18 protein-coding genes are annotated in these 24,761 nt (G+C 70.7%); 9 read left to right on the top strand and 9 right to left on the bottom strand.

Going from position 1 to position 24,761, the window contains the following annotated elements; all coding sequences use genetic code 11:
• Positions 1-27: 27 nt before the first annotated feature.
• Positions 28-2,844 carry a leucine--tRNA ligase gene (leuS, locus tag BLQ63_RS19085; protein WP_091038805.1) on the bottom strand — a complete coding sequence of 939 codons (2,817 nt, stop codon included), beginning with the start codon at positions 2,842-2,844 and terminating at the stop codon, positions 28-30.
• A 328-nt stretch (positions 2,845-3,172) separates the two neighbouring features.
• Here leuS and BLQ63_RS19080 point away from each other — a divergent pair, with 328 nt between their 5' ends.
• The 5 genes from BLQ63_RS19080 (at position 3,173) to BLQ63_RS19060 (ending at position 11,555) form a co-directional block, all read left to right on the top strand.
• Positions 3,173-4,177 (top strand): AAA family ATPase, encoded by a 1,005-nt coding sequence (locus tag BLQ63_RS19080; RefSeq protein WP_218125357.1) that lies wholly within the window; start codon positions 3,173-3,175, stop codon positions 4,175-4,177.
• A 2-nt stretch (positions 4,178-4,179) separates the two neighbouring features.
• Positions 4,180-5,424: a DUF58 domain-containing protein gene (locus BLQ63_RS19075; protein ID WP_091038803.1), complete on the top strand. Its 1,245-nt coding sequence runs from the start codon at positions 4,180-4,182 to the stop codon at positions 5,422-5,424.
• Positions 5,421-7,784, top strand: coding sequence for a transglutaminase TgpA family protein (locus tag BLQ63_RS19070; RefSeq protein WP_143014995.1), 2,364 nt, complete (start codon positions 5,421-5,423; stop codon positions 7,782-7,784). Before BLQ63_RS19075 ends, BLQ63_RS19070 begins: the two co-directional genes overlap by 4 nt.
• A 10-nt stretch (positions 7,785-7,794) precedes the next feature.
• Positions 7,795-9,543, top strand: a complete 1,749-nt coding sequence (locus BLQ63_RS19065; protein ID WP_091038798.1) for a DEDD exonuclease domain-containing protein — start codon at positions 7,795-7,797, stop codon at positions 9,541-9,543.
• Positions 9,544-9,944: 401 nt separating this feature from the next.
• Positions 9,945-11,555, top strand: coding sequence for a RelA/SpoT family protein (locus BLQ63_RS19060; protein WP_245681018.1), 1,611 nt, complete (start codon positions 9,945-9,947; stop codon positions 11,553-11,555).
• A 61-nt stretch (positions 11,556-11,616) separates the two neighbouring features.
• On the opposite strand, the gene qcrB is transcribed toward BLQ63_RS19060, so the two are convergent.
• The 4 genes from qcrB to ctaE form a co-directional block, all read right to left on the bottom strand.
• Complete coding sequence (qcrB, locus tag BLQ63_RS19055) at positions 11,617-13,203, bottom strand: cytochrome bc1 complex cytochrome b subunit (RefSeq protein ID WP_091038794.1); 1,587 nt, start codon at positions 13,201-13,203, stop codon at positions 11,617-11,619.
• A complete protein-coding gene (gene qcrA, locus BLQ63_RS19050) occupies positions 13,200-14,324 on the bottom strand; it encodes a cytochrome bc1 complex Rieske iron-sulfur subunit (protein WP_419774933.1) in 1,125 nt (374 codons plus the stop codon). Before qcrA ends, qcrB begins: the two co-directional genes overlap by 4 nt.
• The gene (gene qcrC / locus BLQ63_RS19045; RefSeq protein WP_091038789.1) at positions 14,318-15,127 is read right to left on the bottom strand and encodes a cytochrome bc1 complex diheme cytochrome c subunit; all 810 of its coding nucleotides are present in this window, start codon (positions 15,125-15,127) and stop codon (positions 14,318-14,320) included. The genes qcrA and qcrC overlap by 7 nt, the downstream gene beginning before the upstream one ends.
• Before the next feature lie 181 nt (positions 15,128-15,308).
• Positions 15,309-15,962 (bottom strand): aa3-type cytochrome oxidase subunit III, encoded by a 654-nt coding sequence (ctaE, locus tag BLQ63_RS19040; RefSeq protein WP_218125356.1) that lies wholly within the window; start codon positions 15,960-15,962, stop codon positions 15,309-15,311.
• 225 nt (positions 15,963-16,187) lie between these two features.
• Here ctaE and BLQ63_RS19035 point away from each other — a divergent pair, with 225 nt between their 5' ends.
• Positions 16,188-16,547 carry a response regulator gene (locus BLQ63_RS19035; protein ID WP_245681017.1) on the top strand — a complete coding sequence of 120 codons (360 nt, stop codon included), beginning with the start codon at positions 16,188-16,190 and terminating at the stop codon, positions 16,545-16,547.
• 21 nt (positions 16,548-16,568) lie between these two features.
• Entirely contained in the window at positions 16,569-17,630 is a 1,062-nt protein-coding gene (trpD, locus tag BLQ63_RS19030) for an anthranilate phosphoribosyltransferase (protein ID WP_091038783.1), read from the top strand.
• A 78-nt stretch (positions 17,631-17,708) separates the two neighbouring features.
• Here trpD and BLQ63_RS19025 read toward each other — a convergent pair whose 3' ends face one another.
• The 3 genes from BLQ63_RS19025 to BLQ63_RS19015 all read right to left on the bottom strand — a co-directional run bounded on the left by BLQ63_RS19025 (position 17,709) and on the right by BLQ63_RS19015 (position 20,836).
• Positions 17,709-18,491, bottom strand: coding sequence for a zinc ribbon domain-containing protein (locus BLQ63_RS19025; protein ID WP_091038781.1), 783 nt, complete (start codon positions 18,489-18,491; stop codon positions 17,709-17,711).
• Between the two features lies 1 nt (position 18,492).
• Entirely contained in the window at positions 18,493-19,317 is an 825-nt protein-coding gene (locus BLQ63_RS19020; protein WP_091038779.1) for a Nif3-like dinuclear metal center hexameric protein, read from the bottom strand.
• Positions 19,318-19,597: 280 nt separating this feature from the next.
• Positions 19,598-20,836 (bottom strand): helix-turn-helix domain-containing protein, encoded by a 1,239-nt coding sequence (locus BLQ63_RS19015; RefSeq protein WP_091038776.1) that lies wholly within the window; start codon positions 20,834-20,836, stop codon positions 19,598-19,600.
• A 439-nt stretch (positions 20,837-21,275) separates the two neighbouring features.
• On the opposite strand from BLQ63_RS19015, the gene BLQ63_RS19010 reads away from it, so the two are divergent.
• Positions 21,276-21,530: a hypothetical protein gene (locus BLQ63_RS19010; RefSeq protein WP_091038774.1), complete on the top strand. Its 255-nt coding sequence runs from the start codon at positions 21,276-21,278 to the stop codon at positions 21,528-21,530.
• Between the two features lie 109 nt (positions 21,531-21,639).
• Here BLQ63_RS19010 and BLQ63_RS19005 read toward each other — a convergent pair whose 3' ends face one another.
• Positions 21,640-22,434, bottom strand: coding sequence for a metallophosphoesterase (locus BLQ63_RS19005; RefSeq protein WP_091038768.1), 795 nt, complete (start codon positions 22,432-22,434; stop codon positions 21,640-21,642).
• Between the two features lie 141 nt (positions 22,435-22,575).
• On the opposite strand from BLQ63_RS19005, the gene BLQ63_RS19000 reads away from it, so the two are divergent.
• Complete coding sequence (locus BLQ63_RS19000) at positions 22,576-24,615, top strand: M3 family metallopeptidase (protein ID WP_091038766.1); 2,040 nt, start codon at positions 22,576-22,578, stop codon at positions 24,613-24,615.
• Positions 24,616-24,761: the final 146 nt, after the last annotated feature.

The following is a 24,761-nucleotide window of genomic DNA, read 5'->3' as shown; positions in this document are numbered from 1 at the left end:
GCTCCGGACCCGCCCTCGTCGGTTCGGCTACTTGGCGACGATGGAGACCATCTTGCCCGCGACGACGATGACCTTCTTGACGTCCTTGCCGGCCAGGTTCGCGGCGACCTTCTCCTCGGCCAGCGCGGCGGCCTTCACGGCCTCCTCGCCCGCGTCGGCGCCGATCTCGATGCGGCCGCGGACCTTCCCGTTGATCTGGACCGGGTAGGTCACGGTGTCCTCGACCAGGTACCGGTCGTCGGCCTCGGGGAAGTCCACGTAGGCGATGGTGTCCTCGTGGCCCAGGCGCTGCCACAGCTCCTCGGCGATGTGCGGGGCGATCGGCGCGACCATGACGACCAGGGCCTCGGCGGCCGCGCGCGGCACCGGGTGCAGGCCGGTCACGTGGTTGTTCAGCGTGATCAGCTTGGCGACGGCGGTGTTCATGCGCAGGTTCTCGTAGTCCTCGCGGACTCCGGCGATCGCCTTGTGGATCTCGCGCAGCGTCTCGTCCGAGGGGTCGGCGTCGACCACGGTGACCTCGCCGGTCTCCTCGTCGACGATGTTGCGCCACAGGCGCTGCAGGAACCGCTGGGAGCCGACGATGGCCCGGGTGTCCCAGGGCTTCGACTCGGCCAGGGGGCCCATCGACATCTCGTAGACGCGGAAGGTGTCGGCGCCGTAGGACTCGCAGATCTCGTCGGGCGTGACGCCGTTCTTCAGGGACTTGCCGATCTTGCCGTACTCGCGTTCGACCTTCTGGCCCTGCCAGACGTAGACGCCGTCGGCCTGCTCCTCGACCTCCGCGGCCGGGACGTAGACGCCGCGGTCGTCGGTGTAGGCGTAGGCCTGGATGTAGCCCTGGTTGAACAGGCGGCGGAAGGGCTCGCGGCTGGAGACGTGCCCCAGGTCGAACAGGACCTTCTGCCAGAAGCGGGCGTACAGCAGGTGCAGGACGGCGTGCTCGACGCCGCCGATGTACAGGTCGACGCCGCCGACGTCCTCGGCGTCCTGGGGGCCCATCCAGTAGGACTCGTTGGCCGGGTCGGCCAGTTTCCCGGCGGACTTCGGGTCGGTGTAACGCAGCTCGTACCAGGAGGAGCCGGCCCAGTTGGGCATGGTGTTCAGCTCGCGCGTGTAGCGGCGCGGGCCGTCGCCCAGGTCCAGTTCGACCTCGACCCAGTCCTTGGCGCGGCCCAGGGGCGGCTCGGGGGCGGAGTCGGCGTCCTCGGGGTCGAAGGTCTTGGGCGAGAAGTCGTCCAGGTGCGGCAGCTCGACCGGCAGGTGGTCGTCGGGCAGCGCCACGGGCAGGCCGGTCTCGTCGTAGACGATCGGGAAGGGCTCGCCCCAGTAGCGCTGGCGGCTGAACAGCCAGTCGCGCAGGCGGAAGGTGGTGGCGCCCTCGCCGCGTCCGTGCTCGGCCAGCCATTCGATCATGCGGGCCTTGGCCTCGGTGACGCCCAGGCCGTTCAGGAAGCCGGAGTTGACGCAGGTGCCGCCGGCGCCGGTCAGCACTTCCTGCCCGTCCCATTCGGCGCCTTCGGTGACGACCTGGACGATCGGGATGTCGAAGGCCTTGGCGAAGTCGAAGTCGCGTCCGTCGTGGGCGGGGACGGCCATGATGGCGCCGGTGCCGTATCCGGCCAGCACGTAGTCGGCGATGAAGACCGGGACCGTGTCGCCGTTGACCGGGTTGACGGCGTAGCCGCCGGTGAAGACGCCGGTCTTCTCCTTGGCGTCGGCCTGGCGCTCGACGTCGGTCTTGGCGGCGGCCTGCGCGCGGTAGGCGGCGACGGCGCCCGCGGGCGTGTCGTGGCCGCCGGTCCAGGCGGCGGGGGCGCCGCCGGGCCAGGTCTCGGCGGTCAGGGCGTCGACCAGGGGGTGCTCGGGGGCCAGGACCATGTAGGTGGCGCCGAACAGCGTGTCGGGGCGGGTGGTGAAGACCCGGATGTCCCCCGCATAGGTCGCGAAGTCCACGAACGCGCCGACGGACTTGCCGATCCAGTTGCGCTGCATGGACTTCAGCGACTCGGTCCAGTCCAGGCCGTCCAGGTCGTCCAGCAGCCGGTCGGCGTAGGAGGTGATGCGCATCATCCACTGCTTCAGGGTGCGCGTGTAGACCGGGAAGTTGCCGCGCTCGCTGCGGCCTTCGGAGGTGACCTCCTCGTTCGACAGCACCGTGCCCAGGCCCGGGCACCAGTTCACGGGCGCCTCGGTGACGTAGGCCAGGCGGTGGCCGTCGACGATGCGGCGGCGCTCGGTCCCGCTCAGCTCGGCCCAGGGCCGACCGTCGGGGGTGGCCCGCTCACCGGACTCGAACGCGGCGATCAACTCGGTGATCGGCTTGGCGCGGTCGGCCTCGGTGTCGTAGTAGGAGTTGAAGATCTGCAGGAAGATCCACTGCGTCCACTTGAAGTACTCGGGGTCGGTGGTGGCGAACTCGCGGCGGTTGTCGTAGCCCATGCCGACCATGCGCAGCTGGCTGCGGTACCGGCGGATGTTCTCCGCGGTGATCTCGGCGGGCTGGCGGCCGGTGGCGACCGCGTACTGCTCGGTCGGCAGGCCGAACGCGTCCATGCCCAGGGGGTGCAGGACGTTGTACCCGGCCATGCGCAGGTAGCGCGAGTACGCGTCGGTGGCGATGTACCCCAGCGGGTGGCCCACGTGCAGCCCCTCCCCCGAGGGGTAGGGGAACATGTCCATCACGAACTTCTTGGGCGCGCCGGCCCGCGGGTGGTCCGGTTCGGCCAGGTCGCCGACCGGGTTCGGTGCGCGGAAGGTCTGCTCGGCCTCCCAGCGGTCCTGCCAGCGCGGTTCGATCTCGTTGGCCAGCTTGGCGTCGTAACGGTGTGCGGGTTCGCTCATGACTCGTCCTGTGGTCCTGTGGTGCGGCTGTGGGTTCGCGGCGCGCTGGTGTGGACACCGACCGGCCTCGGCGAGCTTGCGAGCCGTAAATGATCCTGGCAGCAAAAAACCCCTGGCATGCAGGGGTCGCCGTGATGGTCTGGTCCACCACGGCTAGATAAGGAGCGCGAAACGCCGGGACATGCGACCAGTGTAGCCCAGCGCGACCCGGACGGCGCGGGACATCGCCTTGGGCGCGTCCGAGTACGATGGGCGGACAGGCGACCGTTACGGCGTATGCGTTGTCACGGCGCCTCTTCTCATCTCAGAGCTCTTCCCGGGAGGACCATTGACCTTCGAGTCGTCCCCAGCGCAGCCGCCGCAGGGTCCGACGCCGCTCTCCCCCCAGGAGTTCAAGGCGACGGTCGAGGGCATCTTGACGAACGTCGAGTGGGTGATCGAGGGCAAGTCCCACACGATCAAGCTCGCGATCGCGGTCATGCTCGCCGAAGGGCACCTGCTCCTCGAGGACGTGCCCGGGGTCGGCAAGACCCAGCTGGCGAAGGCGCTCGCGCGCTCGGTGGACTGCTCGGTGCGCCGCATCCAGTTCACCCCCGACCTCCTGCCGTCCGACGTGACGGGCGTGAGCATCTTCGACCCCGAGAAGCGCGACTTCGTGTTCAAGCCCGGGGCGATCTTCGGGAACCTGATCCTCGGCGACGAGATCAACCGCGCGAGCCCCAAGACCCAGTCGGCGCTGCTGGAGTGCATGGAGGAGCGGCAGGTCACCGTCGACGGGAACACGTACAAGCTGCGCAGCCCGTTCATGGTCATCGCCACGCAGAACCCGGTGGAGATGGAGGGGACCTACCCGCTGCCGGAGGCGCAGCGCGACCGCTTCACCGCGCGCCTGGCCATCGGCTACCCCGACGTGAACGCCGAGCTGGCGCTGCTGGACCGGCGCGAGGAGTACAACCCGCTCGACGCGCTGCGGCCGGTGGCCGACGCGGACATGATCGTGCGGATGATCGCCGCCGCCCGCGCGGTGCACCTGGCGCCCGAGCTCAAGCGCTACGTCGTCGACCTGGTGACCGCGACCCGCACGAACGCGCAGGTCCGGCTGGGTGCGAGCCCTCGTGCGACGCTTCAGCTGCTGCGGTGCACGCAGGTGCTCGCGGCGATGGACGGGCGCGACTTCGCGCTGCCGGACGACGTCCAGCAGCTGGCCGTCCCGGTCCTCGCGCACCGGCTCATCCCCACGACGGAGACCACGATGGGCGGAGGCGACACGAAGGCGATCGTCTCCGACATCCTCAGGCACGTCCCGGTGGTGTCCAACCCGGGGAGGTTCTAGGCGTGGAGCTCACCGGGCGCGGCAAGACCCTGCTGGCGGTGAGCGTGGTCGTCGGCCTCACCGCCCTGGCCGTGGGCGAGGGCGACCTGCTGCGCGCCGCGCTCCTGGCCGCCGTCGCGCCCCTGGGCGGCCTGGTGATGCTGCGCTGGACGCGGCCGACCCTGGAGTCGAACCGGGTGCTCAACCCCGCGCAGGTCGAGGCCGGCCAGGCCACGCAGGTGCGGTTGGGCATCCAGAACACCGGCGCCCGCCGCCCGCCCGCGCTCATGCTCGAGGACCGCATCCCCTACCGGCTCGGCAACCGGCCGCGCCTGGTCCTGGAGAAGCTCGCGCCCGGCGCCCGCAGCGTCGTCAACTACACGATCACCCCCGGCACCCGCGGCGCCTACGAGCTCGGGCCGCTGACGGTGCGCACCGCCGACCCGTTCGGGCTCGCCGTCTCCGTCCAGGAGTTCCCGGTGACCACCGAGCTCATCGTCACCCCGCGCATCCAGCGGCTGCGGAGCCTCGTGCTGCCGGGCGGAGCCGGGATGTCCTCGGGCGAGTCGGCCGCGCACGCGGTCGCCATCACCGGCAACGACGACATCGCCGTCCGCGAGTACCGCCACGGCGACGACATGCGGCGCGTCCACTGGAAGGCCAGCGCCCACCGGGGCCAGCTCATGGTCCGCCGCGAAGAGCAGCCGTGGGAGAACAACGCGGCGATCCTCCTGGACGTGCGCCGCGGCGCCCACCGCGGGGAGCTGTCGAGCTTCGAGTGGATGGTCGACGCGTCCGCCTCGGCGATGGTGCGGCTCGCCCGCGACGGCATCGACCCGTGGCTGATCACCTCCCACCGCGACTTCGAATGCCGCCAAGGCGACTACAGCCAGGCGATGCGGTACCTCGCCACGGTCGCGGCGGCGCCCGAGGCGCCGGTCGGGCACATGGTCGAGAAGGCGCAGCGGGCCCGGTCGGTCTCGGGCGTCGTCGCGTTCCTGGGGCACCTGACCCCGGAGGAGGCGGCCAGCCTCGGGCGGCTCGCCAAGCGCGGCGGGCACTGCACCGCCATGGTCGTCGACCCGGTCCGGTGGATCCCGAAGGCCCCGACCAGCCGGGTCGACCCGCGCGAGCAGGCGTTCGCGCAGCAGCACGCGGCCGCGGTCAACACGCTGGCGAACGCGGGCTGGCAGGTGATCCCGGTCGTCGCCGGGACCGAACTTCGCCGGGTGTGGAACCGCCTGGGCGCGTGGAGGACTCTGGCATGAACGGACAGCGGCACGCCACCTTGGTCGCCGCCGCCACCCTGGCGCTGACCCTGACGCCCCTCATCGGCGTCTTCGCGGGCCTGGGCTGGACGGTGCCGGTGCTCATGGCGATCACTGCCGTGGCCGTGTCCGGGTCGCTCATGCGCGCCGCCGGGCGCGGGCAGGGCCTCCAGACCCTCGCGATGGTCGGATCGCTCCTGGTCATCATGACCGCGGGCTTCAACGGCGGCACCGCGATCGCGCTCATCATCCCGACGCCGGCCACGTTCTCCCACTGGGGCGAGCTCTCCGGCGAGGGCATCCAGCAGATCATCGTGAACTCCCCGCCGGTCCCGGCCGAGGGCGGCATCCTGTTCCTGACGATGCTCGGCGTGGGCGTCGTCGCGATCCTCCACGACATGTTCGTCGTCGGCCTGCGCACCCCGGCGCTCGCCGGGCTCACGCTCCTGACGATGTACCTGGTGCCGGTCTCGGTCGCGCCCGAGGCGACCGCCTGGTTCTGGTTCATCCTCCCCGCGGTCGCCTACCTGTGGATCCTCGCCGACGACAACCTCAGGCGGGTCTCGTCGTTCGGGCACCGCTTCACCGGCGCCGGGCACCTCGTCGGCCAGCACTTCCCCTCGCCGCTGGCGCGCACCGCGCGCTGGTCGGCGGCCGGGTTCATCGCCGTGACCCTCCTGCTGCTGACCGTGGTGCCGACCAACACCTCAGGACTGATCGACAACGTCGCCGAGGACTTCGGCGGCACCGAGAACTACTCGCTCGGCGACGTCAACCCGTGGGCGCAGCTGTCCGGCTCGCTCAACCGGCCCGAAGAGGTCGACGTCCTGCGGGTCACCACGACCGACCCCAGCCCCCGCTACCTGCGGATGCACGTGCTCGACGAGCTCACCGACGACGGGTTCGGGCCCAACGACTACAGCGGCGGCGACGACGCGGACGGCCTCACCGGCGCCGGCGACGACGAGCAGGTCTTCGAGGCGCAGATCGAGAACCTCCAGATGGAGGCGCCGGTCGTGCCCGTCTACGGGGACCCCGTCGGCCTCGACATCGAAGGCGACTGGCAGATCGACGAGGACACCGGCGTCATCGTCGGCGACGGCTCCGACATGGGCGACGTCGACGAGTACACCGTCACCTACACCGAACCGGTGCCCGCCACCGAGACGCTCGCCGGGGCCGCGGGCATGGACCCCTCGGACGAGCGCTGGGAGTCCAACACCGACCACCCCGACGTGCCCGAGCTGGCCGACACCGTCGCCCAGGCCACCGAAGGCGCCGGCACCGTCCACGAGAAGGTCCTCGCCGTCCTGGCGTACCTGTCCCCCGCCAACGGGTTCCGCTACTCGCTGGAGACCACCGACGCCGGCAACGACCAGGCCATCCTCGACTTCCTGGAGACCCGGGAGGGCTACTGCCAGCAGTACGCCGCGGCCATGGCGTGGATGCTGCGCGAGGCCGGCGTCGCCGCCCGCGTCGTCATCGGCATGTCCCAGGGCTCCCGCGACGGCGACCAGTGGGTGCTCACCAGCCACGACTACCACGCGTGGGTCGAGGTCTACTTCGACGGGCCCGGCTGGGTCCCGTTCGACCCGACACCCGCCTCGGGCGTCCCCGGCTCGGTCGGCTTCCCGTGGGCGACCGAACCGGACACCGACGAGAACGAGGAGGTCAACGAGGGCGACCCGAGCGCCGAGCCCTCCGAGGCGCCCACCGACGGCGCGACCGCGCCCACCGACGCCTCCCCCGGCGCCGAGGAGAACCCGACCGACGACCCGACCGCCCTGGCGGGCGGCGACGGCGGCGCGGGCGCGACCCGCTTCAACCCCGCCTGGCTGGCACTGCTGCTGCTCCTGGCCCTCCCGCTCGTTCCCGCCCTGTGGCGGGCCGGCATCCGCCGCTCCCGGCTCGGCCCAGGGCGCCTCAGCGCCCTGACCGCCTGGGACGAGGCCACCGACCTCGCCCTGGACTACGGCGTCGCCATCGCGCCCTCGCTCACGCCGAGACAGGCCGCCGGCGTCCTCGCGCACGCCGCGCCGGGAGCCCGCGACGCGGCCACCGCCCTCGGCGCGGCCATGGCCCAGCAGCGCTACTCCCCCAGGGGCGCCGCGATCGGCGGCCTCGCCGACGCCGTCCGCGACCTCCACTCCCAGCTCGACAAGGCCGCCGAACCGCGCCGGCGCTACCGGGCCATGTTCTGGCCCGCCTCGCTCGCCGTGAAACTCAGCGCCCGGCAGGCCGAGCAGAGCGCCGACATGGCCAGGCGGACCGCCCGGACCGCCGACCGGATGCGCTCGGCGATGCGGCGGGCGCGACGTTCGAACAGCCGCAGGGAACGGTCTGTCACAGGCCGCCCTTAAGGTTGCCCTCATGCACGGAAGCGGCACGGCCAGAAGCGGCGGCACCGTAGAGAGCGGACCCGAGTCCGGTTTCACCCAGCCGACGCTCGACAGCTTCGGCACCCCGCTGTCCGAAGTGACCTTCTGCGTCGTCGACCTCGAGACCACCGGCCTGGCCGCCGACGCCTGCGGCATCACCGAGATCGGCGCCGTCAAGGTCAGGGGCGGCCGGATCATCGGCGAGTTCGGCACCCTCGTCAACCCCGGCGAGCCCATCGACCCGCGCGTCACCCGCCTGACCGGGATCACCGACGAAATGGTCGCCGACGCCCCCGCCATCGCCGCGGTCCTGCCCGCGTTCCTCGAATTCGCCCACGGCGCCACCATGGTCGCCCACAACGCCGGATTCGACATCGGCTTCCTGCGCCACGCGTGCGAGCTGACCGACACCCGCTGGCCCCGCCCCCCCGTGGTCGACACCGTGGTCCTGGCCCGGCGCCTCACCGAGAAGAGCGAGGTCCCCAACCGGCGCCTGGGCACCCTCGCGCGCCTCTTCGGCTCCGAGGTCACCCCCAACCACCGGGCCCTCGACGACGCCCGCGCGACCGTCGCCGTCCTCCACGGCCTCATCGAGCGCGCCACCGGCCACGGGGTCGGCACCGACGCCGAACTCGCCGAGTTCTGCCGCGCCATCCCCTCCGAGCTCCAGAAGCGCAAACGCCACCTCGCCGACGGACTCCCCCACGCCCCGGGCGTGTACATCTTCCGCGACGCCGACGACCGGGCGCTCTACATCGGCGTGTCCGTCGACGTCGCCACCCGCGTCCGCAGCTACTTCTCCGCCGCCGAGCAGCGCCGCAGGCTCCGCGACATGCTCGCCTCCGCCGAGCGCGTCGAGGTCGTCGAGTGCGCCCACCGGCTCGAGGCCGGCGTCGCCGAACTGCGCCTCATCTCCGGCGGCAAGCCGCCGTACAACCGGGCCGCGAAGTTCCCCGAGCACCGCAGCTGGGTGCGCCTGACCGACGAGCCGTACCCGCGCCTCCAGGTCTCGCGCAAGCCCCCCGAGCCCGGCACGCCGCGCCTCGGCCCCGCCTCGGGCACGCAGGCGCAGGCCGCCATCAGCGCCATCGAGGCCGCACTGCCGATCAGGTCGTGCCGCACCCGCCTGTCCCCCAAGCGGTTGTCGCCCTCGTGCGTGCTCGGGGAGATCGGCAAGTGCGCCGAGCCGTGCCGCCACACCGTCACCGTGGAGGAGTACGGCGCGATCGCCGAGCGCGCGGCCCGGGCCATGGACGGGGACCCCTCGCCGGTCGCCGACGCGATCGCCGACCGCCTCACCGAGCTGTCGGAGTCCGAGCGGTTCGAGGCCGCCGCCGAGCGGCGCGACGAACTGGGCGCGTACCTGGCGCTGGCCGTGCACTCGCACCGCGTCAGGAGCTTCGTGGCGGCCGGGGAGATCGTGGCGGCGGGTCGGGCCAAGGGCGGCGGCTGGGAGGTCGCGGTGATCCGCCACGGGCTGCTGGCGGGCGCGGTCAAGACGCCGCCGAGGGTCGACCCGATGCCGTACATCGCGCGGCTGCGCGAGACGGCCAGGGCGGTCGAGCCGGTGGCCGACGCCGTGGACGCGGCGCACGCGGCCGAGGCGCGGCTGCTGCTGGACTGGCTGGGGCGCCCGGAGGTGCGCCTGGTGACCGTGGAGGGCTCGTGGGCGAGCCGCCTCGACGGCGCCGGACGCTGGGAGGGACTGGTCCCCCACGACCCGTCCCCGTGGCGGCGGTGACGCATCGGTGTTCCACATCGTGAGACCGCGTTCCGGACCCTCCGCTGTCCCAGTGAAACGCACCGTTTCACCCTGCGGGAACGCCCCTTTCGGGCCAATCGGACGTGAGTCGTCTCGCATCCATTTGCGGCGCTTGAGGTTTCCGAGCCGCTGCCCGACCCGGTACGCTCAGTTATCCGTCCGTGGCGGCGGCTCTGCCGAAATCCGACAGTGTCTAGTGTCGATTCTCTCCAGGAATCGTTGTACATCTAGAATGCGGTCAACCTTGGGCATCGGAGGCTTTCATGTTGCGCGCATTGCTTTCGGCTACTCGGTCTGCCAAACCTGACGACCCGTGGGACCTCGCGGGAAAGGTGGCGCAGCTCGAAGCGGCTCACCGTGCCCACTGCGAGCAGCCCGACATGCTCCTGGTCCGCCGCGCCTACCGCATCGCCGAGCAGATGCACCGGGGCCAGGCCCGCCGCTCCGGCGAGCCCTACATCACCCACCCCATCGCCGTCGCCACGATCCTCGCCGACCTCGGCGTCGACACCCCCACGATCGCGGCCGGGCTCCTCCACGACACCGTCGAGGACACCAGCTACTCCCTCGAGGCCCTCCGCGGCGACTTCGGCGACGAGATCGCCGTCATGGTCGACGGCGTCACCAAGCTCGACAAGATCCACCTCGGGTCCGCCGCCGAGGCCGAGACCTTCCGCAAGCTGGTCCTCACCGCCGGCCGCGACATCCGCGTCATGGTCATCAAGCTCGCCGACCGCCTCCACAACATGCGGACCATCAAGTTCAAGAAGCGCCCCAGCCAGATCCGCATCGCCGAGGCGACCAAGGACGTCCTCATCCCCCTCGCCGACCGCCTGGGCCTGTACGTCATCAAGCGCGAGCTCGAGGACATCGTCCTGGAGACGCTCGAACCCGAGGTCTTCCAGCGCATCAAGGAGCACCTCGGCTCCGAGTCCGACCGGGGGCGCCAGGTCGCCGTCATCGCCCCGCAGGTGCGCCGCACGCTGCGCGAGTTCAAGGTCGCCGCGCGCCTGCTCGACCGCCCCCGCCACCCGTACTCGATCTTCCGCGAGATGCAGAAGCACCCCGGCACCGGCCCGTCCGACCCGCCGCGCCTGGTCATCGTGGTCGACGGCCCGCCCACCGACTGCTACGCGGCGCTGGGCGCGATCCACAAGCTCTGGAAGCCCATGGGCGGCAAGTTCCGCGACCTCATCGCCGCCAAGAAGTTCAACCTGTACCAGTCGATCCACACCGCGGTCGCCGGCCCGGGCGGCCTTCCGATCGAATTCCTCATCCGCACCAAGGAGATGCACGAGACCGCCGAGATCGGCATCGTCGCCGGGCTGCGCCAGTCGGGGACGAACCCGGTCGAGGTGCAGCTGCCGTGGCTCCAGCGCCTGCTCGACTGGCAGAACGAGGTGGCCGACTCCGGCCAGTTCCTCGACTCGCTCCGCTGCGACCTGGCCGACCAGGACATCCTGGTGTTCACCGGCGAGGGCCAGCAGCTCCTGGTCCCCAAGGCCTCCACGCCCGTCGACGTCGCCTACTGCTCGGGCCCCTCGAAGGGCCACCGCCTCATCGCCGCCTACGTCAACGGCGAGATCGCGCAGCTGTCGCGGCCGCTGCGCGACGGCGACTCGGTCGAGCTGGTGCTCACCACCGAGCAGCCGTACGGGCCCTCGAAGCAGTGGCTCGACCACGCCAAGACGCCCGAGGCGCAGCTGCACATCAACGACTGGTTCGGCGCGGTCGACGACATCGACTCGACCGGCGAGCTCCCCGTGATCCCCATGCAGCGCTTCGAGGACGAGCTCAAGGAGGGCAAGAACCGCCTGTGGCGGTCGCTGATCGCCCGCGGGCGGGGCCTGGCGGGCGAGCAGCCGCTCCACGGCGTCGCCTCGTCCCTGGGCTACCCGGACCTCGACTCGCTGTACCTGGCGCTCGCCCGCGAGAAGCTCGACCCCGACGAGCTGGCCGAGAAGCTCATCACCACCGTCGACCGCTACTGAGGCGACCGCCGCCGAGACGTGAAGAGGGCCCCGCCTCCCGGCGGGGCCCTCCTTCATGTCGCTACTTGTGCCCGGACTCGATCTCGTCGCGCCGTTCGGCGCCGCCGTTCTCGGACGGCTCCTCGATCGACTTGAAGAAGCCCTTGTCCGTCGGCTCCAGCGCGCCGACGCGGTTCATCTTCTTCGGGACCACCCAGCCGCCGTACTCCAGCTCGGAGTGGCCGTGCTCGTCGGGCTCGCCCAGCGGCTGGTGCACCTCGTAGAAGCGCCCGTTCGGGTCGCGCATCAGGATGCCCGTCTCCAGGCCGTGCGCGAGCACCTCGCGGTCGTGCTGCTGCAGGCCCAGGCAGATCCGGTACGTCACGTAGTACGCGATGATCGGCAGGACCACGATGCCGATGCGGCCGGCCCAGGTCATCGCGTTCAGGCTGATGTGGAACTTCTGGGCGAACACGTCGTTGCCGCCGGAGATGACGCCGATGATCCAGAAGACCACGACCATCATGCCCAGGCTCGTGCGGGCCGGGACGTCGCGCGGGCGCTGCAGCAGGTTGTGGTGCCCGCGGTCCTTGGTGAACCGCCGCTCCAGCGCCGGGTACACCAGCGGCAGCAGCACCGACAGGCCCATGCCCGCGATCGCCGGCCAGAACACCGCCGGGAGCGTGAAGTACGGCGGGACCCTGAACTCCCACGCCGGGAACAGGCGGATGAGCCCGTCCAGGTACATGACGTAGAAGTCGGGCTGCGAGGCCGAGGAGACCACCGAGACCTCGTACGGGCCGAACAGCCAGATCGGGTTGATCTGGAACAGCCCGGCCATCGCGCCGATCACGCCCCAGATGAACAGCATGAAGCCGACCTGCTTCATGACGTAGTTCGGGAACATCCGGAAGCCGACCACGTTGTGCTCGGTGCGTCCCGGTCCGGGCCACTGGGTGTGCTTCTGCGCGAACACGAGTCCGACGTGGACCGTGATGAGCGCCAGCAGGATCAGCGGGAAGACGAAGACGTGGATGATGTAGATCATCGAGATGACGCTGGTGCCGGGGAACTGGCCCCCGAACAGCGCCGCCGACGCCCACGGGCCGATGAACGGCACCGACTCGGTCATTCCCTCCATGATCCGCAGGCCCGTGCCGGACAGGCCGTCGTCGGGCAGCGAGTAGCCGAAGAAGCCCTCGAAGAAGCCGACCCAGAACAGCAGGATGCCGATCATCCAGTTCGTCTCGCGCGGTGCGCGGAACGCGCCGGTGAAGAAGATCCGGAGCATGTGCACCAGGATCGACGCCATGAACAGCAGCGTCGCCCAGTGGTGCATCTGGCGCATGAACAGGCCGCCGCGCACCTCGAAGGACAGGTCCAGGGCCGACGCGTAGGCCTTCGACATCTCGACGCCCTGCAGCGGCACGTACGCGCCGTTGTAGGTCACCTCGACCATCGACGGCTCGAAGAACAGCGCCAGGAACGTGCCCGACAGCAGCAGCAGGATGAACGAGAACAGCGCGATCTCGCCCAGGAGGAAGGACCAGTGGTCCGGGAACACCTTGTTGAGCAGGACCCGGGCCGGCCCGGCGAGCTTGAAGCGGTCGTCGAGCTCACCGCCGGCCTTGGTCAGCAGGCTGTCGCTCGTGCCTTTGCGGCGTTTCACTTCTCATCCTCCTCGGGGAGGGACGGGCGGTTCCAGAACGCCGGCCCCGGGGGCACCAGGAAGTCCGATTTGGCGATGAAGACGCCGTCGTCGTCCACGTCCAGCGGCAGGATCGGCAGGTGCCGGGTCGCCGGGCCGAAGATCGGAGCGGCGTTGTCCACCACGTTGAACTGCGACTGGTGGCACGGGCACAGCAGCCGCTGGCTCTGCTGCTCGTAGAGGCTGGTCGGGCAGCCCACGTGCGTGCAGATCTTGGAGTACGCGACGAAGTTGCCCCACAGGGCGTCCACGTCCTGGTACATCGGGTACAGGTTGCCGCGCAGGATCTCGGCGTCGGCCGCCCGCAGGTGGATCAGCAGCACCGGCGAGGTCGGGAACTGGTTGGTCGCACCGTGGTCGAGCGCCGGGTAGACGGTGATCTGCCCGCCGACCGAGACCATGTCGGGGCGCACCAGGGCGCCGTCCCGCATCATCACCTGCACGGGATCGCCGTCGTTGTACTTCTCGGCGTTCCAGCCCGTGACGGTGAGCATGTCGCCCGGGTCCTTCAGGAGCGCGCCCAGCGGGGCCACCGCGGCCAGGCCGAGCGGCGCGGCGCCCAGCAGGGCCGCCTTCACCAGGAACGGGCGGCGCTTGAGGCCCATGTCCTCGACGAGGCCGTCCACGGTGGCCTCGGCGATGCGCCGGTCCTCCGGGGACGAGCCGCCGTCGTGGCGGTCCTGGACCAGCTCCTCGACCGGCAGCAGCTTCTTCGCCCAGGTGAGCACGCCCACCGCGAACAGCAGCAGCGAGAGGCCGAGGGTCGTACCGAGGATCGGCGTGTACCAGGTCTGCGGGTCGCGCCAGGTGGCGGCGCCCTCGTACTCCCAGGGCCACCAGATGTACGCCACCACGAACAGCGTCGCGAACAGGCCGGAGAACAGGAACAGCCCGCCGACGATGCGCTCCATGCGCTTCTCGGCCTTGGTGCCCGGCTTGGCGAAGCGCGGCTCGTAGTGAATGATCTCGATGTCGTCGCGGCGCAGGCCCTCTTTGTAGACCTCGAACCGCGAGAGCTTCGGGTCGCTCAGGTCGACCGGTTCGGGTTCGTTGTGGGCACTGTCGTTGTGGGCACTCACGATTTACCTGCAATCCAGAGCGTGGTCAGCAGGAGCGCGGTCATGCCGACCAGGAAGATGGCCAGGCCCTCGGTGGCGGGGCCGAAACGTCCGAGGGTGAACACCCCGCCCGGGTCCCTGTCATCGTTCACGATGTACTGGACGTAGGCGATGATGTCGGCCTTCTGCTCGGGAGTCAGCTCGTTGTCCCCGAAGACCGGCATGTTCTGCGGGCCGGTGAGCATCGCCTGGTAGAGCTCCTCGTCGCTGACGCCCGCCAGCGACGGCGCGTGCGCGCCCGAGGAGAGGGCGCCGCCGCCGCCGGAGAAGCCGTGGCAGGAGGAGCAGTTCACCCGGTAGAGCTCGCCGCCCTCGCCGACATTGGCGTCAGCGACGAGGATCTCGAGGTCGTCGGGGACGACCGCGCCGCCGCCGAGGTACTCGATGTAGGCGCCGAGCCACTCGGCCTCCTCCTCGGTGAAGACCGGGTAGTCGGAGTCGGGGGCCTGCGCCCCCTGGGCCGCCATGGGCATGCGGCCGGTGTTCACCTGGAACTCGACGGCGGCGGACCCGACGCCGATGAGGCTCGGACCGCGCCCCTCGATGCCCTCGCCGCTGTCGCCGTGGCAGGAGATGCAACTCGTGTCGTAGAGTTCCTGGCCTTTGACGGCGTCGGCGTCGATGGTGTTCTCGGCGGAGTCCTGCGCGTAGAGGCCCGGTGAGAACACCGAGTAGAGCCCTCCGACGATGACCAGTGCGCCGGTGAACCTGGCCAGCGCGCCGAGGCGCTTGCGCCAGCCTCGCCGGCGTTTCGCTGATGCAGCCACGGTTGTTGCCTCACCTTTATCTAGCTCTCGAACCGGGCCCCGACCTGTTCGGCCTGGGCCCGACCGGCCGCCGCGAAGGGCGGCGGCCGTCGCATTTCTCGGTTGCGGCCTCGGCGCGGGCGCCGAGGCCTTTCACTTGCTGCGGACCGGACGCGGTGTGCCGCGTCCGGCCGGGTTGGCGTCAGTACTGGGCGATCGGCAGGAAGTAGATCACCGCGAACAGGGCGATCCAGACCACGTCGACGAAGTGCCAGTAGTAGGAGACCACGATGGCCGCGGTCGCCTGGGCGGGATTGAAGCGCCCCATCGTCGTCCGGATGAGATAGACGATGAAGGCCACCAGTCCGCCGGTCACGTGCAGGCCGTGGAACCCGGTGGTCAGGAAGAACATCGTCCAGTAGCCGTCGGAGGCGATCGTGTGCCCCTCGGTGACGAGGTTGCGGTACTCGTTGACCTGGCCGAGCACGAAGACGAGCCCCATGACGAACGTGATCGCGAACCAGCGCCGGAGGGCGTAGACGTCGCCCTTTTCGGCGGCGAAGACGCCCAGCTGGCAGGTGATCGAGGAGGCCACCAGAATCACCGTGAAGACCAGCGCGTAGGGGATCTCGAGGTGGTGGTAGCCCTCCTCGAACATCGACGGCGCGGCGGCCTGGATGGAGAAGTACATCGCGAACAGGCCCGCAAAGAACATGAGTTCGCTGCTCAACCACACGATGGTGCCGACACTGACGACGTTGGGCCGGGTCAGTGAGTGGATTCGGCTGGGGTCGATGGAAACTTCGGCGGCAGTCACGCGCACATTATTACGGCCCGGCGGGCCCAAGCTGCGCATGGGGTGTGTTTTTCGCGCGTGTCGCCCGGCGGTAGGCTCCCGGCCTTCTCACATCGTGTGCCCAGGTCATTCGCAGTTTGCCTACTGTAGGCGGTCCGTTTCGGGGAAGTGGCCGCGCCGGACTTCCCATTTCGGTGTGGCCGGTTTAATATGCGAAGCGTGAGCACCTCAACGGCTGAGTATGCAGTCCTCCTTTACAGTCATCGACCCACGGTCATCGAACAGATGCGCTCGGCTATCGGCGAGGAGCCGGTCGAGGGGATCAGGATCGAGTACGCGGTCGCCGGCGCCTACGACGAGGCGGTCGACCTCATCGACAAGTACGAGGTCGACCTCGTGCTGCTCGACGGGGAGGCGCAGCCCGCGGGCGGCCTCGGGATCGCGCGGCAGCTGCGCGACGAGTTCGACGAGCCCCCGACGCTCGCCGTGGTGGTGGCGCGCGCCGCCGACCGCTGGCTGGCGGCGTGGTCGCGGGCGGACGCGGTGCTGATGCACCCGCTCAACCCCGTCACCACCGGCCAGACGGTAGTAGACTTGCTGGTCAACCGCGCGTCCGGCGTGGCACCGGCGCAGCGCGCCGCGTGATCCTCCCCGACTGGAGTCCTTATGTCTAGTGCGACCTGGCCTGACGTCCTCTCGCGGCTGTCGAGCGGCGATCACCTCGACGAGGCCAGCGCGGACTGGGCGATGGCCGAGATCATGGCGGGCAACGCCGATCCGGCCCAGTTGGCGGCGTTCGCGGTGCTGCTGCGCTCGAAGGGCGAGACCTCCGAGGAGATCGCGGCGATCGCGGGCCGGATGCTCGCGGAGACGACCCGTCTGGACCTGTCGGACCTGGGTGTGGCGGTCGACATCGTCGGCACCGGCGGGGACGGCTCGAACTCGGTGAACATCTCGACGATGGCGGCGATCGTGGTCGCGTCGTCGGGTGTGCCGGTCATCAAGCACGGCAACCGTTCGGCGTCCTCCACCGTGGGGTCGGCGGACTTGCTGGAGGCGCTGGGCGTGGACCTGGAGGCCACGGCCGAGCGGGTCGAGGCGTCGGTGCGCGAGGTGGGGATCGGGTTCTGCTTCGCGCGGACCTTCCACCCCGGGATGCGCCACGCGGGCCCGATCCGGGCGGCGCTGGGGATTCCGACGGTGTTCAACCTGCTCGGGCCGCTGACGAATCCGGGCCAGCCGCAGGCGGGACTGATCGGCTGCGCGGACCCGGTGAAGGCGCCGCTGATGGCGCAGGTGTTCGCGGCCCGCGGCGCTTCGGTGTTCGTGGTGCGCGGCGATGACGGGCTGGACGAGATCTCGACGTCGGCGACGACGTCGGAGTGGATCGCCTCGGGCGGCCGGGTGTCGCAGGGTTCGATCGACGCCGAGGAGTTCGGGCTGGTGAAGGCCGGTCCCGAGGCGCTCAAGGGCGGGGACCTCGAGTTCAACATGGCGGTGGCTCGCGGCGTGTTCGCCGGCGAGCTCGGGCCGGTGCGGGACGCGGTGCTCATCAACGCGGCGGCGGCGATGGCGTCGCGCCAGGGCTTGATCGACGGCGTGGACCTGCACGACGTGAAGATCCGGCGGGGCCTGCTGGCCGGGAACCTGGAGCTGGCGTCGAAGGCGATCGACGAGGGCGCGGCCACCGCGCTGGTGGAGCGCTGGGCCGAGTTCAGCCGCGATTAGGGCGTATTCGCAAGCGCGCGATGAGAACTGAACAGGAAGGGGCGGGACGCTCGGCGTCCCGCCCCTTCCTCGTTCGCGCTACTGGTACTTCTTCAATTCGTCCTGGGAGGCGAGCGGTGCGGGCCCGGACTTCGGGAGTTCGGTGCGGATGAGGACGCATCCGCATTCCTCGCAGCGCAGGACCTCGTCGATCGGGGCGGACCTGATCGGGATCATGTCGGCCGGGGGCTTCTCGATGCGGCACGAGCCGCAGCGGCGGCCGACGAGTTCGGCGGCGGCGATCGGCTGCTTGGCGTGGATGCGCTCGTACAGTTCCACGAGCCGGTCGGGGATGTTGATGGCGAGGGCCTCGCGGGTGGAGGACGCCTCGGCGGTCTCGGCGTCGATCTCGCCGATCTGGCGGCCGCGGTCGGCTTCGGCGTCGCCGAGGACGACGCGGGCCTCCTCGACCTGGCGGCGCACGTCGTTCAGCTCCGCGTCGAGGCCTTCGCGGCGCTCCATGAGTTCGAGTTCGTCGTCCTCGAGGGTGCCCTGGCGGCGCGCGAGGGACTCCAGTTCGCTCTGGAGCCCTTCGAGTTCCTTCGCGGTGGCGGCGCCGGAGGCCATGCGGGCGCGGTCGCCGTCGGCGCGCTTGGTGACGAGTTCGACCTCGCGCTCGACGCGCTCGATGTCGCGGTCGAGGTCGGCGAGGTCGCCGGTGAGGTTCGCGGCCTTGTCGTTGAGGGCCCGCAGGCGCTGCTGGGCGGTCGCCAGGACGGGGTCGGCGTCGAGCTTGCGGCGGCGCTGCGCCAGCTGGCTGAGCTGGGTGTCCACCGCCTGGAGTTCGAGCAGTCGGCGCTGATCGAAAAGGTCGGCTTTCAACTCAGTTCACCCCGGATTTCTGGTGGAGGGTCCACGGATCGGTGTCGAGGTCGGAGACGAGGACGTCGTCGACCAGACGGGACAGGTGTCGGGCAACAGTATCGAGCCAGGGCCGCTCGGTCGCCCAGTGGGCGGCGTCGATGAGGGCCGGGCCGCTCCGGGCGAGGTGCTCGGAGGCGGGGTGGTGGCGGAGGTCGGCCGTGAGGTAGGCGCCCGCGCCCGCGGCGGTCGCGTCGGCGAGGTAGGAGTCGCCGGCGCCGCCGCAGACGGCGACGGTGCTGACGAGGCGGTCGGGGTCGCCGGCGGCGCGGACGCCGCCGACGGTGGGCGGCAGGGCCTTGGCGGCGCGTTCGACGAGGTCGGCGAGGGCGAGCGGTTCGGGGAGGCGGCCGATGCGGCCGATGCCGCGGCCGGTCCCGGCGTGCTCGGGGCCTTCGAGGGGGCGCAGCGGGCGGAGGTCGACCAGGCCGAGGCGGTCGGCGAGGGCGTCGGAGACGCCGGGTTCGGCGACGTCGGCGTTGGTGTGGGCGACGTACAGGCCCATGCCGGACTCGATGAGGGTGTGGACGAGGTCGCCCTTGTAGTCGGCCGCGGGGTCGAGGCTGGAGACGCCGCGCAGGAGGAGGGGGTGGTGGGCGACGATGAGGTCGCAGTCGGCCTCGATCGCCTCGATGACGGTGGCGGGGACGACGTCGACCACGCAGAGGATCTTGCGGACCGAGTTGCCGCTGCGGCCGCAGACGAGTCCGACCCGGTCCCAGTCCTCGGCCCAGCGGCGCGGGTACAGGTCGTCGAGTGCCGCGGTGATCTCGCTGAGCGTGCGCATGCCCCGAGCCTAGCGAGGCGGCGCGAGATGGGGGAACCGGAGTGGCGGGGCCGCGCGGGCAGGCCGCGGGCGCTCGTTCGGGTGACATTGGAGGGTCGGCGGCCGTTTCGGGGCCGGTTCCTGTCGGACCCCCGCGCCACGATCGAGCGGGGCGACAGTCTGTGCCCCTCTCGGGAGGGTGGGGGTTTGTGGACGGGCCGGGGGGAAGGCGTGTGCCCGGAGCGCGAGCAGCTTGACTCCGGGCACACCTTGCACCGGATTCCGGTGCGGTCGATGCGGTTCAGTTCAGGGCGCCTACCTCTTCGGCGAGGCGGCGCATTTCGGGGGCGGGCTCGCCCTTGGCGCGGTGCAGGATCTGGTCGATGAGCTCGATCGCGACCGGCCGGCACCGGATCTCGGCCGGGGCGTTGCGGTCGGCGGTCACCATGTGCCGCGCGGCCTGTTCGATGTCGCCGACCTGCACGCACGCCCGCGACATGTCGAGGTAGTGGTGCGCGCGCCGTTCGGCCACGAGGTCGGCCAGCGCGGCGGGCGGGATGCGGTCGTGGACGGCGAGCGCGTCGCCGCCTTCGCCGAGCTCGACGAACGCGGCCGCGCGGTGCAGCATCACGTTCGTCGGGCCGAACGAGGTGTAGTAGTAGTTCGCGTCCCGGCCGAGGATGTTGGCCGCGCGCGAGGCGCTGTCGAGCAGGTCGGCGCTGGTGGTGGCGTCTCCGGCGAGGGCGGCGGCCATGGCGCCCTGGAGCAGGAGCGCGCCGTAGACGCTGATCTCGGCGGGGCTGGAGGTCTCGCCTCCGGATTCGGAGATGAGGCCGTGGGCGACTTGGACGTTCAGGTCCAGGGCCGCCTGGTAGCGGCCGAGGGATCTGAGCGCGTTGGCGACCCGGGTGGTGGCGATGCCGGCCAGGAGCGGGTCGTTCCCGCGGTTGGCGGCGGAGATGGCGCGGTCGGCGGCGAGCCAGGCGAGCTGGGCCTCGCCGAGTTTGCGCAGCACCGTGGAGGCGATCTGGTAGACCTGCGTCATCACTTCGGCGGCGTCGGCGGCGGTGCCGCCGAGGGGCCGGTCCTCGGCGAGGGGTGTCTCGCGCAGGAGTTGGATGAGGGAGCGGGCGACGACCGGGTAGTGGCCTTTCTCGAAGGCGAGCCAGCAGTAGTTGACGGCGCCGCGCAGTTCGGGGATGGGCGTCGGGTCGATCGGGGCGGCTTCGAGGAAGCGTCCGAGTCGTTCGTAGCGTTCGAGGGATTGCCGGATGGACTCGACCTCGACTTGGTCGAGGCACCCGCCCAGGCCCGGGCGGCGCCGGGGTTCGCGGCCGAGCAGCTGCCCGGCGTCGATGCTGAGCGATTCGGCCAGTTCGGTGATGACCGAGTACTTGTCGAGGCGGCGCACGCCGCGTTCGATCTTGTCGACCCAGCTCTTGGACTTGCCGATGCGATCGGCGAAGACCTGCTGGGACATGCCGCGGCGTTGTCGCCAATAGGCGACGCGCCGCCCCATGGGCTGCGTTTCGGACTCCATGTCAGACCCCACCGTCTATAGGAGTTGCGGGTGGACTCGGGGACGTCGTCCCGTCGTCGTATTGGGTTGTGGCGGCCGCCGCGAGCGGATTGCTGGTCGTACCGGTTCGGGAACGGGAGGTCGCGGTAGCCGCGTCGGGACGCCGGCGGTGTTGTCAGCTGTGCTTGTTGTCTTGACCCGCACGAGGTTCGGTTCCGCTTGCGCGGCCCGACATTCGCCGCCTCGGCGTCCCGACCCTATGTGTTTACCGTCTTTTCCGTTCGTGCACAACGGCCGCGAGCTGCCAATGTCACGCTGTGCCGGGGCGCGCTTACAGTCTTGCCCGCCTCGTCCACTGCGACGCCGGTTATCTGGGGTTATGCCTGGTTTCGATCGCCCGAACGCAGGAAATCTGCACATGCAACGTGTCGATTCAAGGGTCTGGATCGTTGTGTCGGATATGAGACATAACCGAGTCGTCGCGCGCCGCGAACATCGACGCGCCTTCCGCAGGGCCTTCTCGGCCGCCGTCATCGCGACCGCGGCGGCGGCCGCCCTGGGCTACGCGACCGCCTTCTCGCCGCTCGCGGGGTGGGCGGTCCTGGGCATCGGCGGGGCGGTGGCGGCGAGCCTGTGGCTGGAGTCGCGCAGCGGCCGCACGGCCACGCCCGCGCCGGCCGCCCGCATGTACTTCTTCACGCAGGGCGAGGACTAGCGGGTTCGCGAACGCCTCCCGGGAAGCGTCCCGCGGGTCCGGGCGGGCCCGCGGGCACCGGAGGGCGGCGCCGCGGCGGCCTCCCCGTCGCGGCGCCGCCCGTCCCGCGTCAGTTGAGGCGGACCACCAGGCACTTGCCGCCCTGGTAGACCCCGCCGTCCACGTTGAGCGCGAGGCCGTCGCAGTAGCGGCGGGCCTCGGTCACCTGGCCCGGTTCCAGTTCGGTCGTGTCCGGGATCGTCGAATGGCCGTGGACGAGCTCGTCGCCGCCGAAGGAGCGCAGCATCCCGCGCACGCGGGCGGGGCCTTCGGGGCCCATGAACTCGTGCCGGCGGGTCAGCTCGCGGAACAGCTGCCACCACTCCTCGGGCTCGTCGGCCGACATGATCCGGCGGACCGCGGCGTTCACCGCCTCCGCGCTGCGCCCGTAGCCCAGGTACGACTCGGTGTCGGCGTGCACCAGGAGCGAGCGGTCGGCCAGGTGCACCACCCGGCGGGACTCGAGCCACTTCACCTCGTCGTCGGTGAGGTCGCCCAGCTCGTCCTCGAAGCCGCCGTTGAGGACCCACCAGTGGAGGAACTGCCGGTCCTGGCCGTCCACGTCGGTGAACGCGACGTCGCCGAACCGCCGCGAGCCGAGCACGAGCACCTCGTGGTTGCCGATGAGGGTGTCGACCGAACCGCCTTCGGCGGCGGCCTGGTCGGCGAGCGTGCGCAGCAGCCGGACCACCGCCACGCCCTCCTCTCCCCGGTCGAACAGGTCGCCCAGGATCCACAGGCGGGCGTCGGCGCCGGTCCACCCGGTGTCCCCGTCGACCAGTCCGCGGCCTCTGAGCGCCTCCACGAGCGCGTCGTAATGGCCGTGGATGTCGCTGGCCACGAACAGCGGACTCGTTTCAGACATGGACTCGATATTAATGCGGGCCGGGGCCGTTCGGTGAAGTTGTCGGCCGCTCTCCCAATGAGCTTGCCGGACGGCTAGCGCCGGGAATAGGATTCGGCCACCGCCAATCCGCGCGGCCCACGACCGCAGCGAGGAGCCTCCGTGTCCGAGAACCCGTTCCTGACCCCCTCTGACCTCCCCTATCAGCTCCCCCCGTTCGCGGACATCCGCAACGAGCACTACCTCCCGGCGTTCGAGGCCGGCATGGCCGAGCAGCTGGCGGCGGTCGCCGCGATCGGCGCCGACCCGGCGGAGCCGACCTTCGCGAACACGGTCGTGGCCCTGGAGCGCTCCGGCCAGGGCGTCTTCAAGCGCGTCAACATCGCCTTCCACAACAAGCTCTCCTCGGACACCGACGACGAGCTCAACGCGATCGAGACCGAGATCAGCCCCAGGCTCGCCGCGCACGCCGACAAGATCCTGCTCGACGCCGGCCTGTTCGCCCGCATCGAGGCGCTGTGGCGGAACAGGGCGGCACTCGACCTCGACGAGCAGGACGAGCGCCTCCTGGAGCGCTACCGCACCGAGTTCGTGCGCGGGGGCGCCGCGCTCGACGCCGCGGGCAAGGAGCGGCTGGCCGCGATCAACGGCGAGCTGGCCGAACTCGCCTCCGCGTTCAACCAGCAGATCCTCGCCGACATCAACGACGCGGCCGTCCACGTCACCGACCTCGCCGAACTCGACGGCCTCGGCGAGGACCAGATCGGCGCGGCCGCCGCGGCGGCGAAGGACCGGGACCTCGACGGCTGGCTCATCACCCAGTCGAACTTCTCGCGCCACCCGCTCCTGGAGGACCTGAAGGACCGCGGCCTGCGCGAGCGCCTCTACAAGGCCACGATCGGCCGCGGCGCCGGCAACGCCGCCACGCTCCTGCGGATGGCGCGCCTGCGCGCCGAGAAGGCCCGGCTGCTCGGCTACGAGCACTTCGCCGCCTACATCGCCGCCGACCAGACCGCCGGCAACGCCGGGATCATCGCCGAGCGCCTCGCGGGCCTGGCCGAGGCCTCGGTGCGCAACGCCCGCCGCGAGGCGGCCGAACTCCAGGAGGTCATCGATGCCGAGGGCGGGGACTACGCCCTCGCCGCCTGGGACTGGTCCTACTACGCCAAGCAGGTCCGCCAGTCCAAGTACGGCTTCGACGCCGAGGCCCTCAAGCCCTACCTCGAACTCGACCGCGTCCTCGTCGACGGCGTCTTCCACGCCGCCGAGAAGGAGTTCGGCCTCACGTTCGAGGCGCGCAAGGACCTCGAGGGCTACCACCCCGAGGCCCGCGTGTGGGAGGTCTTCGACGACGGTGAGCCCCTCGGGCTGTTCGTGGGCGACTTCTTCACCCGCGACTCCAAGAAGGGCGGCGCGTGGATGAACGCGCTCGTCGTCCAGTCCGATCTCACCGGCGACAAGCCCGTCGTGGTCAACAACCTCAACATCGTCAAGCCGCCCGCGGGCCAGCCCGCGCTCGTCTCGGTCGACAACGTGACGACCCTCTTCCACGAGTTCGGGCACGCCCTCCACGGGCTGCTCTCGGCCTGCCGCTACCCCAAGACCTCGATGACCTCGACGCCGCGCGACTTCGTCGAGTACCCCTCGCAGGTCAACGAGATGTGGGAGGACTGGCCCGAGGTCGTCGCCAACTACGCCCGCCACCACGAGACCGGCGAGGCCGCCCCGGCCGAGCTCATCGCGCAGTGGAAGGCCGCCGGCAAGTTCGGCGAGGGCTTCGCCTCCACCGAGTACCTGGGCGCGGCCCTGCTCGACCAGGCCTGGCACCGCCTCACCCCCGAGGAGGTCCCCGACGGCGGCGACGACCCGTACGCGGTCGTGCAGGCCTTCGAGCGCAAGGCCCTGGAGGACGCCGGGATCTACATGCCCGAGATCGCCCCGCGCTACCGCTCGGGCTACTTCGCGCACATCTCGATCGGCTACGCCGCCGGGTACTACTCCTACATCTGGTCGGAGATCCTCGACGCCGACACCGTCGAGTGGTTCAAGGAGAACGGCGGCCTCACCCGGGCCAACGGCGACCACTTCCGGGAGTTCCTGCTCAGCAAGGGCGGCTCGATCGACCCGATGGAGTCCTACCGCCGCTTCCGCGGCCGGGACGCCGAGATCGACCCGCTCCTGGAGCGGCGCGGCCTGAAGTAGCGACGCGGACATGACTGCGGGGCCGGGCGATGCCCGGCCCCGCAGTCATGCATGTGAATCCGAAATGGACGTTATGTCCCCGAGGGGGGACCCCCATGTTCAACGCTACGAGCCGGGTCCGACACGGACCGTTCGCGAGCGTCGCT

It is taken from the genome of Glycomyces harbinensis (assembly GCF_900101745.1).
Lineage (GTDB): Bacteria > Actinomycetota > Actinomycetes > Mycobacteriales > Micromonosporaceae > Glycomyces > Glycomyces harbinensis.
This window is presented reverse-complemented; position numbering and strand designations above follow the sequence as displayed.

Coding starts and splice junctions, on each gene's coding strand:
- leuS (WP_091038805.1), bottom strand. CDS start 2,844: ATGAGCGAACCCGCACACCGTTACGACGCCAAGCTGGCCAACGAGATC.
- BLQ63_RS19070 (WP_143014995.1), top strand. CDS start 5,421: ATGAACGGACAGCGGCACGCCACCTTGGTCGCCGCCGCCACCCTGGCG.
- BLQ63_RS19065 (WP_091038798.1), top strand. CDS start 7,795: ATGCACGGAAGCGGCACGGCCAGAAGCGGCGGCACCGTAGAGAGCGGA.
- BLQ63_RS19060 (WP_245681018.1), top strand. CDS start 9,945: ATGCTCCTGGTCCGCCGCGCCTACCGCATCGCCGAGCAGATGCACCGG.
- ctaE (WP_218125356.1), bottom strand. CDS start 15,962: ATGCGCAGCTTGGGCCCGCCGGGCCGTAATAATGTGCGCGTGACTGCC.
- BLQ63_RS19035 (WP_245681017.1), top strand. CDS start 16,188: ATGCGCTCGGCTATCGGCGAGGAGCCGGTCGAGGGGATCAGGATCGAG.
- trpD (WP_091038783.1), top strand. CDS start 16,569: ATGTCTAGTGCGACCTGGCCTGACGTCCTCTCGCGGCTGTCGAGCGGC.
- BLQ63_RS19020 (WP_091038779.1), bottom strand. CDS start 19,317: ATGCGCACGCTCAGCGAGATCACCGCGGCACTCGACGACCTGTACCCG.
- BLQ63_RS19015 (WP_091038776.1), bottom strand. CDS start 20,836: ATGGAGTCCGAAACGCAGCCCATGGGGCGGCGCGTCGCCTATTGGCGA.
- BLQ63_RS19010 (WP_091038774.1), top strand. CDS start 21,276: ATGAGACATAACCGAGTCGTCGCGCGCCGCGAACATCGACGCGCCTTC.
- BLQ63_RS19005 (WP_091038768.1), bottom strand. CDS start 22,434: ATGTCTGAAACGAGTCCGCTGTTCGTGGCCAGCGACATCCACGGCCAT.